This is a genomic window from Streptomyces albofaciens JCM 4342, from assembly GCF_008634025.1.
Lineage (GTDB): Bacteria > Actinomycetota > Actinomycetes > Streptomycetales > Streptomycetaceae > Streptomyces > Streptomyces albofaciens.
Genome location: NZ_PDCM01000001.1, coordinates 1279484 through 1292684, shown reverse-complemented (window position 1 = coordinate 1292684; position 13201 = coordinate 1279484). Strand labels below are relative to the sequence as shown.

Below are 13201 nucleotides of genomic sequence, written 5' to 3'. Positions count from 1 at the left end.
GCAGGTGCGAGGATGCACCCAGCACGGGAGCGGTGGGGGTGCGGGGTCCCCGTCGCACGCGTGCGGCGCGGGAGCCCGGTGCTCCCCGCGTCGGGACTTGTACGTGCCGAAGTGCCCGGGTGCGGTGGGGGAGGTCACGGGGCCCCCGCCGAACGGTCCGGGCGGAAGGGACCGTTGACGGCGATGCAGATCCGGCTGACCGTCCTCGGGCCGCGCAGCGGCCACCCCACGCGGGCCTGTGACGTCCTGGTCACGGCCCCCGCCGGGACGGCGCTCGCCACGGTCGCGAGCGGCCTCGCGGCGGCCGTCGCCGGGTCCGGCGCGGACATCGGCGCCTCCGGCAGCAGCAACAGCGGCAAGGGCGGCGCCTCGGCGGGCCCGGCGGGCGGCCCCGTGGTGCTGTACGCCGGCACCGACCGCCTGGACCCGCAGCGCGCCGCGGTCGGCGAACCCCCGCTGATAGACGGCGCGGTGCTCTCGCTGGGCGCCCCCGGCCCCGCCCCCGCCCACGGCCTGCCGCACGGCGCCCCCCGCCTGCGGGTCGTCTCCGGCCCCGACGCCGGCGGCGTCCACCTCCTGCACGCCCGGGGCGGCGCGATCCGCGTCGGCCGCTCGGCGCAGGCCGACGTGCCCCTGGACGACCCGGACGTCTCCCGGCTGCACTGCGCGGTGACGGTCGAGCCGGACGGCTCGGTGCTGGTCGCCGACCTCCGGTCGACCAACGGCACGGCCGTCGGCGGGGCCGAGGTCGGCGAGCGCCCGGTGCCGCTGCCGCCCGGCGCGCTGCTGCGCATCGGCGAGTCCGCGCTGCGCCTGACGCCCGCCCCGGCCGAGCCCGACCCGGCCCTGGTGTGCGCCCCCGACGGCGAGGGCCGGCTGCGCGTCTCCCAGCCGGAGGCGGCCGCCCCGGGGACCGGCGCCGGCCCGCTTCGCCCCGGCGTCCCCGGCGCCCGGCCCGGCATCCCGCGCCCCGCGACGCCGGACCACGCCTTCCCCACCGCCGCCGCGCCCCCGGCCGCCCCGGAGGCCGCGGGCCCGTATGCCGCCCCGTACGGCGCCGGGCATCCGCGCGAGGAGTTGCCCGCTTCGTACGACAGCCCGGGACGCCGGGGCACCCCCCTGCGCGGCACCCCGTATCCCGGCAGTCCGCAGGAGCAGTACGGTCTGGGCGACGGGTCCACCCATGGCGGCAGGCAGAGCCTCGCCCCCGCCGGCCTGGGCGCAGGCTCGTACGAAGACCCGCACCACACCCCCTGCGAAGACCCGGGCCAGGACTCTTCAGCCGCGTCCCCCAAGGCCGCGCGCCGGAGCGGCGGCCTGGGCGCCTGGGCGCGCCGGCTGACCGGCGCCCGGCCCGCCGCCGAGCGTCCCGGAGCGGCGCCCGCCCCCGCGCCGACGGTGTGGGAGGAGCAGCAGCGGCGGTCCCGGGAGGCCGCCGGGGAAGCGGCGGCCGAGGCGTACGGTCCCGTGGCCGAGCGGCTGAGCCCGGAGGCCGCGGACGAGCGCTGGCCCGACCCGGCGACGATCCTGCTGACCGCGCTCGGCCCGGGCCCCCGCCTGTGGGAGCGCGGCCCGGACCACCCGGACGCGCTCACCGTCCGGCTCGGCACGGCCCCGCAGGACGGCGGCCGGTCCGCCGCGCCCGTGACGGTCGAGCTGCGCAAGGCGGGCGCCCTGGGGCTGGCCGGGCCGCGCGCCCGGCTCGGCGGCCTGGCCCGCGCCGCCGTGGCGCAGCTCGCCGCGCTGCACTCCCCCGCCACCCTGGAGATCGTGCTCCTGACCACGGACCGCGCCCGCTCCCTCGAAGAGCGGCTGGCCGACTGGTCCTGGCTGGGCTGGCTCCCGCAGGTGCGCCCGGCCCACGCCCAGGACTGCCGGCTGCTGCTCGCGTACGACAAGGAGCAGGCCGCGGCGCGTACGGCCGAGCTGGCGCGCCGCCTCGACGACGGCCCCCTGGGCCCGCACTGGGCCGCCGCCGAGCGGTCCGCCGTGGCCTCCGCCGCCGCCCGCTACAACGGCCCGTACACCCTCCTGATCGTGGACGGCGACCCCGGTTCCCCGGCCCTGCGCGAGACGACCGCCCGGCTCGCGGCGAGCGGCCCGGCGGCCGGCATCCATGTGCTGTGCCTGGCCGAGACGCCGGCCGCCACCCCCGCCTTCCCGCTCGCCGCGACGTACGAGGCGGCCCGCGCGGCCTCGCCCGCGTTCGGCGAGTGCGGCGCGGTCGCAGTGCTGAGCGGCGATGTCGCCACGGCGCTGCGCGTCGTCCAGCCCGGCACCGGCCCGAACGGCACCGTCGCCGCGGTCGACGCGGTCTCCACCGCCTGGGCCGAGCGGTTCGCGCGCGCCCTGGCGCCGCTGCGCGAGGCCGACACCGGCACCGGCCTCGGCGGGCGCCCGGCGCGCAGCGCTGCCGTCCCCCTGCCGGACACCTCCCGGCTGCTGGACGAACTGGGCCTGGCGCGGGCCACCCCGGCCTCGCTGATGGCCCGCTGGGCCGCCGCCTCGGACGCCGACCGGTCCCGGGCCGCCGCTTCGGACACCGGCCGGTCGGGGGCCGCCGCGGTGCTCGGCGCGGGCCCGCACGGCCCGGTCCGCGCCGACCCCGCCGCCGACGCCTGCCATCTGCTGGTGACCGGCGGCCCGGGCAGCGGCAAGACGGAGCTGCTGCGCTCGCTGGCCGCCTCGCTCGCCGCCGCCGACCGCCCGGACCTGCTCTCCCTGGTCCTGGTGGACGGCGCGGGCCCGGAGCGCGGCGAGGGCCTGCGGCTGTGCACGGACCTGCCGCATGTGACCACCCATCTGACGGCCTCCGACCCGGTGCGGATGCGGCAGTTCGCGCAGGCGCTCAGCTCCGAGCTCAAGCGCCGCGCCGAGACCCTGGCCGGCACGGACTTCGCCGAGTGGCGCGCCGCCCACCTGCCCGCGCCGCGCACCCCGGCCCCCCGCCGCTCGCCCGAGGCCGCGTCCGGCTCCTCCCCGGCCGAGCGGGACAGCACGTCCACGGGCACGCTGCGGCTGCGCGCGCGCAGTGCCCCCGGCTCCGGCGCGGAGGTCCAGACGGCGCAGGCGGTGCCGATGCCCCGGCTGTTCGTGCTGGTCGACGACTTCGACGCGCTGGTCGCCCCGGCCCTCGGCAGTACGGGCCGCCCCGCGGCCGGTTCGGTGGTGCGCGCGCTGGAGGCGGTGGCCCGGGAGGGCGCGGCGCTCGGCGTCCACCTGATAGCGGCCACCGGCCACCCGGACCGTACGAGCGACACGGCCACGGACCGGGCGGCCGGACTGCGCGTGGAGCTGGGCCCGGCGGGGGACGCGGCCGAGCCGGTGCCGCCGGGGCGCGGGCGCCTGCACCGCGCGGCGGACTCCTCCGTCACCCCGTTCCAGGCCGGCCGGGTGACCGGGCGGATACCCCGCACGTCCACGCTCCGCCCCACGGTCGTACCCCTGGAGTGGGAGCGGATGGGCGACCCGCCGGCCCGCCGCCCGCTGCGCGAGCTGGGCAACGGCCCCACCGACCTGGCCCTGCTGGCCAGCGCCCTCCAGCGGGCCGCCCAGTCCTCCGGCGCGTCCGCGGCCCCGCCCCTGCTCTGACCGGGCCGTCCCGGCCGCCCCGGCCGCCGCGGGAGCCGGACCGGGCCGTCCGCGGGCGCCGCCGCGAGGTGTACGCGAGGGGTAACGGGCCGGTCACGAAAGGCCAGTTGGGGCGGGAGGCGGTATTGCGGGGCCGGTGATCCGGGCGTAGACCTGAGCGCGGCGGGCCGCGCGCCGCGCGCGGGAGGCCGCCACACGGCGCTCAGCGCACCGCACGGGAGGGGCTTACGGGGATGGGCACTTCACGCATACGGCGCACCGCGACGACCGGCGGCACGGCCCGCGGCACGACCGGCGGCACGTCTGCCGCCCGCACCCGCACCGCGGTGACCACCCGGGCCGCCCTGGCGCTCGCCGCAGCGGGCGCGCTGACGCTGACGGCGTGCAGCGGCAACGGCGACGGCGGCAAGAAAGAGGGCGGCGGGGAGACCAGCAACGGGACCTCCGTCCAGCTGCCCAAGCTGAACGGCCAGAAGATCCAGGTCGCCGCGGTGTGGACCGGCCCGGAGCGGGCGAGCTTCCTGAAGGTGCTCGACGAGTTCGAGAAGCGCACCGGCGCCACCGTCAACTACGTGCCCACCGGCGACGACATGGCCGGCTTCATCGGCTCGAAGGTGGCCGGCGGCGGCCAGCCGGATGTCGCCTTCCCGCCGCAGGTCGGCGTGTTGCGGGAGTTCGCCCGCAAGGGCTGGCTCAAGCCGCTGGGGCCCGCCGCCAAGGAGCAGCTCGCCAAGAACTTCTCCCCGGGCTGGCGGCAGCTGGGCGCGTACAAGGGCACCGAGTACGGCGTCTATTACAAGGCCAGCAACAAGTCGCTGATCTGGTACAACACCAAGGCGTTCGAGAACGCGGGGGTGGCCGAGCCGAAGAACTGGGCCGAATTCCTCAAGACGGCGCAGACCGTCGCGGACTCCGGGGTGGAGCCGGTCTCGGTGGGCGGCGCGGACGGCTGGACGCTGACCGACTGGTTCGAGAACGTCTACCTCTCCCAGGCCGGTCCGGAGAAGTACGACCAGCTGGCCCAGTACAAGATCAAGTGGACCGACCCGTCCGTCACCAGGGCGCTGACCGCGCTCGCGCAGCTGTTCGGCAAGCCCGGTCTGCTGACCGGCGGCAACAGCGGCGCGCTCCAGACGCAGTTCCCCGCCTCGGTCACCCAGACGTTCAGCGGCGGTGACCAGCCGAAGGCCGCCATGGTCTCCTCGGGGGACTTCGCCGCCACCAACATCCAGCAGACCAAGGCCAAGATCGGTGAGGACGCCAAGGTCTTCCCGTTCCCCGCGGTGGGCTCCCGGTCGCCGGTGGTGACCGGCGGCGACGCGGCGGTGGCCCTGAAGGACACCAAGGGCGCGCAGGCACTGCTCACCTTCCTCGCGTCCACGGACGCCGCGAAGATCTGGGCGCAGGCCGGCGGGTTCATCTCCCCCAACAAGGAGCTGGACAAGGCCGCGTACGTCAACGACACGATGCGCGAGATCGCCACGGCGCTGATCAACGCGGGCGACGACTTCCGCTTCGACATGTCCGACCAGGCCCCGGCGAGCTTCGGCGGCAAGCCCGGCCAGGGCGAGTGGAAGGACCTCCAGGACTTCCTGAAGAACCCGAAGGACATCGCGGGCACCCAGAGGAAGCTGGAGCAGGACGCCGCCAAGGCGTACGGCAGCTGACCCGGCGCCCGAAGTACGGCCGCGGGCCCCGCCGGCCCGCGGCCGCGCACCGCACGCGGCGGTGCGCACCGCCGCCCACCGCACCGACCGGGGGACAGACATGAACGCTGCGACCGCGGGCGGGCCGGCCGGCCCGGTCCGCCCGGGCACCGGCACGCTGCGCCGGGTCAAGAGTGTGGCGGGCACCCGCCCGTGGGTCGCCGCCGCCTTCCTGCTGCCCGCCTTCGTCCTGCTCGGGGCGCTGGTGGTCTACCCCATCGGCTTCTCGGTCTACCGGAGCCTGTTCGACGCCTCCGGCGACGGCTTCGTGGGCCTGGACAACTACGGCGAGCTGTTCACCGACGAGCGCATCCGGATCGCCCTGAAGAACAACGTCATCTGGGTGGTGGTGGCCCCCACCGTCGCCACGGCGCTGGGCCTGATCTTCGCGGTGCTCACCGAGCGGGTCCGCTGGGGCACCGCCTTCAAGCTGGTCGTCTTCATGCCGATGGCGATCTCCATGCTGGCCGCGGGCATCATCTTCCGGCTGGTGTACGACCAGGACCCGGAGCGCGGCGTCGCCAACGCCGTATGGGTCTCCCTCCACGACACGTTCGCGGAGCCCGCGCCGTATCCGGGCGCCAAGCCGCGGCCCAACGCCGGGCTGGCGGCGTCCGGCGGCGCGTACACCACCAAGAAGCCGGTGCGCGCGGGCGACCCGGCGAATCTGCCGCTGGTGGCCGTGCAGCCCGGTGACCTGGGCGGGGCGCGCCCGGCGACCGCGGCGCGCCCGGAGCCGGGCAAGGTCACCGGCACCGCCTGGCTGGACTTCACCCGCGGCGGCGGGGGCCACCCGAACATCATCGACCACACCGAGAAGGGCCTGCCCGGCCTGACGGTCGAGGCGGTCAAGGACGGCCGGACCGTGGCGAGTACGACCACGGGCCCGGACGGGCGGTTCTCGCTGCCCGCCGCGGCGGACGGCGCGAAGCTGCGGCTGCCGGCCTCGAACTTCGCCGCCGCGTACAACGGCGTGAACTGGCTCGGCCCGGCCCTGGTGACCCCGTCCATCATCGGCGCGTACATCTGGATGTGGGCGGGCTTCGCGATGGTGCTGATCGCGGCGGGCCTGGCGGGCGTGCCCCGGGAGCTGCTGGAGGCGGCCCGGGTGGACGGCGCCAACGAGTGGCAGGTCTTCCGGCGGGTGACGGTGCCGCTGCTGGCTCCCGTCCTGGTCGTCGTCCTGGTCACCCTGATGATCAACGTGCTGAAGATCTTCGACCTGGTGTACATCATCGCGCCGGGGTCCAGTCTCAAGGACGCCAACGTGCTCGCGCTCCAGCTCTTCCAGTCGTCCTTCGGCACGGACGTGGACCAGGGCCTCGGCAGTGCCATCGCGGTGTTCCTGCTGCTGCTCGTGCTGCCGGTGATGTACGTCAATCTCCGGCGCCTACGGAAGGAGCGGAGCCGATGACGACCGCCGAGGGCGTCGTACGGGCCAGGCAGTCGCTGCCCGCGCGGATCGCGGCCCGCACGGGCGGCGGCGTGCTGCGCGTCGCGCTGGTCCTGATCGGGCTGTTCTGGCTGACGCCGACCGTCGGCCTGCTGCTGTCCTCGCTGCGCGCGCCGCAGGACATCGCCGAGTCCGGCTGGTGGACGGTGTTCACCGAGCCCGCCCAGCTGACCTGGGCCAGTTACGGCGCGCTGCTGGACAACGCCAAGGTCATGGACTCGCTGCTGGTCACCGCCCTGATCACCGTCCCGGCGACGGTGCTGGTGGTCGTCGTCGGGGCGCTGGCCGGGTACGCGTTCGCCTGGATGGACTTCCCCGGCCGGGACGGGTGGTTCATGGTCGTCGTCGGCCTGCTGGTGGTGCCCGTACAGGTCGCGCTGATTCCCGTGGCCAAGCTGTTCGGCGCGGTCGGCCTGTTCGAGACGACGCCCGGTGTGATCCTCTTCCACACCGCCTTCGGGCTGCCCTTCGCGGTGTTCCTGCTGCGCAACTTCTTCGCCGAGATCCCGCGCGAGCTGCTGGAGGCGGCCCGGCTGGACGGCGCGAACGAACTGCGGCTGTTCACCCGGGTGGTCCTGCCGCTGGGCGGTCCGGCCATCGCGTCGCTGGGCATCTTCCAGTTCCTGTGGGTGTGGAACGACCTGCTGGTCGCGCTGATCTTCGCGGACAGCGGCAGTCCGCCGATCACGGTCGCGCTCCAGCAGGAGGTGCGGCAGTTCGGCAACAACATCGACGTGCTGGCGCCCGGCGCGTTCCTGTCGATGGTGATCCCCCTGGTGGTCTTCTTCGCCTTCCAGCGGCAGTTCGTCTCCGGTGTGATGGCGGGCGCGGTGAAGTGAGGCCCGCCCTGCGGGAGGGACACGGCGTACGGGAGGGACACGGCGTACCGGAAGGACACGGCGTACGGCAACGGGCCCGGTGACGTAAGGGAACGCTGTGCCGTACGCCACTTTCCGTTCACGTTGCTGCTCCACGATGACGGCCACGCCGACGACGCCCCTCGACCGTCTGGAGACGGACCGCACATGACTGCCCGCACCGCAGACCTCAGTGACGGACAACTCCCGCGCCCCGAGCGGCTGTCCGACGTGAAGGGCTGGTTCTTCACCGCCGACCAGCTGCTGTTCGACTGGATCCTGGCCCGCCAGGAGGAGCGGGCCGAGCCGGGCGACCTGCTCGAACTGGGCGCCTACATGGGCAAGAGCGCCATCTTCATGGGCGCCCGGCTGCGCCCCGGCGACCGCTTCACGGTCTGCGACCTGTTCGACTCGCCCGCCGAGGACGCGCCCAACTCGAAGGAGATGGCGAAGTCCTACGCCACGCTGACGCGCCGCGCCTTCGAGGCGAACTACCTGTCCTTCCACGACGAGCTGCCCGAGATCGTGCAGGGGCTCAGTTCCAGCGTGGCGGACCATGTGAAGCCGGGCAGCTGCCGCTTCGCGCACATCGACGCCTCGCACCTGTACGCGCATGTGCACGGCGACATCGTCACGGTGCGCAAGCTGCTCACGCCGGACGGCATCGTCGTCCTCGACGACTTCCGCGCCGAGCACTGCCCCGGCGTGGCCGCCGCCACCTGGCAGGCCGTCACGGGCCAGGGCCTGCGCCCGGTCTGCATCACCCCGACCAAGTTCTACGGCACCTGGGGCGACCCGGCGCCCGTGCAGGCCGCGCTGCTGGCCTGGCTGACCGGCCGGGAGGGGATGTGGCACGAGGTGCAGGAGGTGAACGGCGCGCCGCTGATCCGGCTGAGCGCCAAGGGCGCCGAGGAGCCCGCGCACCCGGTCTCCCGGCACCGGCCGGCGGCGCCGCGCGGCAACGCTCCGGCGGCCCCCACCGCCGCCGCCGAGCCCTCCGCCCCGCAGGCCGCCCGCTCCGCCGCGCCCCGCCCGGCCGCCCGCCCGCGCCGCAGCCCGGCCCGCCGGATCGCGGTGAACGTCCTGCCGCCCTTCATCACCAAGGCCGTCGTCGCGGCCCGCCGCCGCTCCGCGACCCGCTGAGGAGGCCGCCGGACTCGCTCACCCGACGACGGCGCCGGGGCCCGTGAGCGTACGGGTGGCGCCGTCCTCCTGGGCCAGCGCCCGTTCGGCGACGCGGGGCGACGGCGCGGTCCGGCGTTCGCCGGGCGGCAGATGCGGCAGCGGCTCGTCCTCGCCGAGCAGGACCCGGCGCACCACCCGCTCCGCGGCCAGCCCGTCGTCGTACCGGCAGAAGCGCTCGCGGAAGGCGGCCCGCAGCGACGCCGCCGCCGGACCGTCCCAGCGCCCGGAGTGGAAGGCCCCGGCGACGGCCGCCTCGTCCTGCGCGAGCACGCCCGGGGTGTCGCCGGGCTCGCCGGACAGCAGGTCCACGTAGGCGCCGCGGGTGAGCCGGAAGGCGTCCCAGCCGGCGGTGTGCACGACGATCGGCCGGTCCAGGACGGCGTAGTCGAACAGCAGCGGGGAGAAGTCGCTCAGCAGCGCGTCGGCGGCCAGGCACAGGTCTTCGACGTGCGGGTGCCCGGAGACGTCCAGGACCGCGCCGTCGTCCTGGAGGCAGGCCCGGCGGAGTTCCGGTGCCGCTCCCTGGGCACGGTCGTGCGGGTGGACGCGGACCAGGAGCTGGAAGCGCGGGCCGAGGGCCGCGGCGAGGCGGGCCACGTCCAGCGGCGGGGCGGCGCCGCCGGGCAGGCCGCGGGCGGGCGCGTACAGGACCGCGGTCGCGCCGGGCCGGACGCCGAGCGCGGCCCGTACCGCGCGCACGTCGGCGGCGGTGGCGGTGGCGAACCGGTCGTTGCGCGGGAAGCCGGTGGCCAGCGTCTCGTACGCGCCGGGGTGGGCGCGCTCCCGGATCTCACCGGAGTGCTGGTTGGCGGACAGGCAGAAGTCCCACCGGTCGGCGTGCTCCAGGACGCGGCCGGGGCCCGGTGCGGTTCCGGCGGCCGGGAGGCGGTGGGTGTCCAGGCCGGTCGCCGCCAGCGGGGTGCCGCGGTGGGTCTGGAGGCAGAGCTGTCCGGGGCGCCGGGCCGCGCCGGGGAAGTCCCCGTCGGTGACCAGGTAGGTGGCGCGGGCCAGCAGTTCCCAGTAGCGGCGGGAGCCGACCGTGACGTGGTCGGCGCCCGCCGGGACGGCGTCCCGGGCGTCCTCGTGGACGGCCCAGACGCCGTGCAGCTGGGGCGCGATCTCCTGGGCCTTGCGGTAGATCGCGTACGGATTGCCGGACACCGCGCGGTTGCTGCCCGCGCCGTACAGCACCAGGTCGGGGTCGAGGGAGGCGTGCCGCCGCAGGCCGTAGTAGCGCCGCCCGGCCGTGCGGGCGGCGGCCCCGCCGCGGTCCCGCAGCTCCCTGGCCAGCTCCCGCCGCAGGTCCCGGGCGCCGTGCAGCGACCGGTACGCGCGGTACGAGCGCAGCGCGGCCGGGAGCGGCGCCCCGGCCGGGCGGTGCCGCCGGATGCAGCGGCTCGCCGCGCGGAAGAAGGTGGCGCGGTCGGCGGGCAGGATGCGGTCGGGGTCGTCGAGCATCGCCAGCAGCCGTTCGGTCATCCGGGCGTGCAGCACGGCCCGCGGCGGCAGCCGGCCGCCGTCCGCCGCGGCCTCCTCCCCCGCCGCCCCCTCCGCGCCCTCCGCGCCCTCGTCCGTCTCCGGCAGCAGCCCGTCGAGCCGGGCGAACAGGTCCTCGTAGCGCTCGACGGCGACCAGGTGGTGGGGCCCGGGGGTGGTGGCGGCGCTGCCCCGCCGCCGCTCGCGCCAGGTGACGCAGACGCGGTCCAGTACCGCGACGCGCCGGGCGGTGAGCAGGCTCTCGTACGCGTACGGAATGTCCTCGTACGGGCCGTCGGCGAAGGCGAGGCCGCGTCCGGTCCAGTGGTCGCGGCGTACCGCGCGGTTCCACGCGGCGGGCGTCACGCCGAGCACGGCGGGCCGGGACGCGGCGTCGAAGACCGCGTCGCCCGCGGCCCGGAGGAGCGCGCCGTCGCCGCCGGGCCGCCGCCGCTCCCACACGTCCGTCCGCTCGTGGTCCCACAGCAGGACGTCCGGGTCCCCGCACACCCGCAGCCGGGCGTCGACGGCGGCCAGCGCGCCGGGGGCCAGCGTGTCGTCGCCGTCGAGGAAGAGCAGGTAGTCACCGCGGGCGAGCGCGGCGCCGGCGTTGCGGGACGGGCCGGCGCCGCTCGGGCGGCGCAGGTGCAGGGCGACCGGCCGCGGGTCGCGGCGGGCGTATTCGTCGATGATCGCGCCGGTGGCGTCCGTCGAGCAGTCGTCGACGGCGATCAGCTCCAGCAGGTCCCCGTCCGGGCGGTCCTGCTCCAGTACGGAGTCCAGGCAGGCGCGCAGATATCCCTGGACGCCGCGGGCGGGGACGATGACGCTGAACCGGGGCATGGCCCTCCCAAGGTCGGGGCGCGCGGACCGATGTACGCGACAGCCGGACGCAGAGCGTAATCAACCCGCTACGGGCTGTCGATTTCGCCTTTCACCCGTTCGCCGTACGGCCGTTTCCTGTCGATGCGCGGCCAGTTGACCCGCATGCCCCGTACGGACGGGTCCGTTGTCATACGGAAACGGGAGTCGGGGGCCCGCGCCCGGCCGCCGGGCCGGGGACGGCAAGATGGCCCGGAACAGGAACGCGCACGGAACCGTAGGGGCGGGTTCCGGTCTCCTTAGTGGACGAAAGGCCAGGGGAGCCCGCCGACGCCGACCACTCCGACACGAAATGTTGATGCAGTGACTGTGAATGAAGCCCGACAGCCACGTCCGGAGCCCGCCGGGCCCGCCGTCCCCCCCTCGGCCCAGGTCAGCATCGTCGTCATCGCCTACAACGACGCCACGCTGGTCGGCGCCGCGGTGCGCTCGGCCCTCGCGCAGGGCGACGCGGTCGCCGAGGTGATCGCCGTCGACGACGCCTCCACCGACGGCACGGGGCAGGTGCTGGACCGCCTCGCGCGCGAGCACGGGCGCCTGCGCGTGATCCACCGCGCGGACAACAGCGGCGGCTGCGGCACGCCCCGCAACGACGGACTGCGGGCCGCCACCGGGCGCTTCGTGATGTTCCTGGACAGTGACGACGTACTGCCCGACGGCGCGGTCGACGCGCTGCTGGGCGCCGCGCTGCGCCACGGCACCCCGGTGACGGCCGGCCTGTGCGTACGCCGTGAGCTGCCGGACCCGCGGGAGGTGCCCTGGCAGCCGGACCTCTACCGCGAGCCCGCCGTGCACGCGCCGCTCGCCGGGCACCCGGAGCTGGTCGGCGACACCCTGTGCGTCAACAAGCTCTACGAGCGGGCGTTCCTGCTCGACCACGGCATCCTCTTCCCCGACGGCCGCTTCACCTACGAGGACTTCGTCTTCACCTCCCGGGTGCTGGCCGCCGCGCCGAGCCTCGCGGTCGTCCCCGACCAGGTCTACATCTGGCACGTGCGGCGCTCGGCCGCCAAGCAGTCGATCTCGCTGGACCGCCGCGACGTGGCCAACTGGGAGGCCCGCATCGAGGCGCACCGCACCAGCGTGCGCATCCTGGCCGACGCCGGGCACAAGCGGCTCGCGCAGGCGGCGCGCACCAAGTTCCTCGACCACGACCTGCGGATGTACGTCCGTGAGCTGCACACCCGGAGCGCGGACTACCGGCGGGAGTGGTGGCGGCTGACCCGCGCCTACCTGGCGGGCTTCGAGGAGAGCGAGCTGCGCGCCGCCGCCGCGCCCGCCCGCTGGCTGGCCCGGGTGCTGCTGGCGAGCGAGGTCCCGGTGGACGCCGACCGGCTGACCCAGCTCGCCGCCCGCCCCGGCCGCCTGCTGCCGCCGTACGTACGCGACGGCGAGCGGCCCGTGTGGTCGCGCGAGCTGCCCGGGGCCGAGCTGGACGGCCTGGACGAGCTGCCCGCCGCCGAGCTGCCGGTGACCATCGACGCCGCGCCGGTCCTCGGCACCCGCTGCGTGCTGCGGCTGCGCGTGCGCGACCTGTACGGGCGGGTGCGGGCCGCCGGGCCGGCCGCCGTGGACGTGGAGCTGTACCGCCGGGCGGACGGCCGGCCGGGCCCCGTGCACACCGCCACGCTCACGCCCGACTCCGCCGGGACCGCCTGGACGGCCGAGACGACCCTCGACCTCGGCGCCCTGCTCGAACGCGGCGACCGGGGCGCCGCGACGCCCGTCCCGTGGGACCTCACCGCCCGTGTGCACTGCGCGGACGGCTCCGTCCTGGAGGGCGCGCTGCGCGCCGTCGGTCCCGGGCTGCGCAGGCACGCGCTGCTCAGCGGCCGGCACGGCCTGCTGCTGGTGCAGCCGTACGCGACCACCGGCGGCGCGCTGGCCCTACGCATGGCCTCCGGCCTGCGCGCGGCCTGGCGCATCGCGGCCCGCAGGCTGGGCCGCCGGACGTGAGCGGCCGTTAGTCGCGTCACAGCGGCCCGGCCGGAGACGGCGGGCCCCGGCGCGGCGGTGGCCCCGGGACGGCCCCGGTCAGCGCGCCGGAAGCC

7 protein-coding genes are annotated in these 13201 nt (G+C 76.2%); 6 read left to right on the top strand and 1 reads right to left on the bottom strand.

What is annotated here, in order from left to right; translation table 11 throughout:
* Positions 1-183: 183 nt before the first annotated feature.
* From CP973_RS05960 to CP973_RS05940, 5 genes are all read left to right on the top strand, one after another.
* Positions 184-3591: an FtsK/SpoIIIE domain-containing protein gene (locus tag CP973_RS05960; protein ID WP_150238211.1), complete on the top strand. Its 3408-nt coding sequence runs from the start codon at positions 184-186 to the stop codon at positions 3589-3591.
* A 233-nt stretch (positions 3592-3824) separates the two neighbouring features.
* Positions 3825-5258 carry an ABC transporter substrate-binding protein gene (locus CP973_RS05955; protein ID WP_150238209.1) on the top strand — a complete coding sequence of 478 codons (1434 nt, stop codon included), beginning with the start codon at positions 3825-3827 and terminating at the stop codon, positions 5256-5258.
* Positions 5259-5358: 100 nt separating this feature from the next.
* On the top strand, positions 5359-6711 hold the full coding sequence (locus tag CP973_RS05950) for a carbohydrate ABC transporter permease (RefSeq protein ID WP_150238207.1): 1353 nt from the start codon (positions 5359-5361) through the stop codon (positions 6709-6711).
* Positions 6708-7589 carry a carbohydrate ABC transporter permease gene (locus CP973_RS05945; RefSeq protein ID WP_150238205.1) on the top strand — a complete coding sequence of 294 codons (882 nt, stop codon included), beginning with the start codon at positions 6708-6710 and terminating at the stop codon, positions 7587-7589. The genes CP973_RS05950 and CP973_RS05945 overlap by 4 nt, the downstream gene beginning before the upstream one ends.
* 186 nt (positions 7590-7775) lie before the next feature.
* Positions 7776-8750, top strand: coding sequence for a class I SAM-dependent methyltransferase (locus tag CP973_RS05940; RefSeq protein ID WP_150238203.1), 975 nt, complete (start codon positions 7776-7778; stop codon positions 8748-8750).
* An 18-nt stretch (positions 8751-8768) separates the two neighbouring features.
* Here CP973_RS05940 and CP973_RS05935 read toward each other — a convergent pair whose 3' ends face one another.
* On the bottom strand, positions 8769-11111 hold the full coding sequence (locus CP973_RS05935; protein WP_150238201.1) for a bifunctional glycosyltransferase/CDP-glycerol:glycerophosphate glycerophosphotransferase: 2343 nt from the start codon (positions 11109-11111) through the stop codon (positions 8769-8771).
* 348 nt (positions 11112-11459) lie between these two features.
* On the opposite strand from CP973_RS05935, the gene CP973_RS05930 reads away from it, so the two are divergent.
* Positions 11460-13106, top strand: coding sequence for a glycosyltransferase family 2 protein (locus CP973_RS05930; RefSeq protein ID WP_150243182.1), 1647 nt, complete (start codon positions 11460-11462; stop codon positions 13104-13106).
* The last annotated feature ends 95 nt before the right edge of the window (positions 13107-13201 follow it).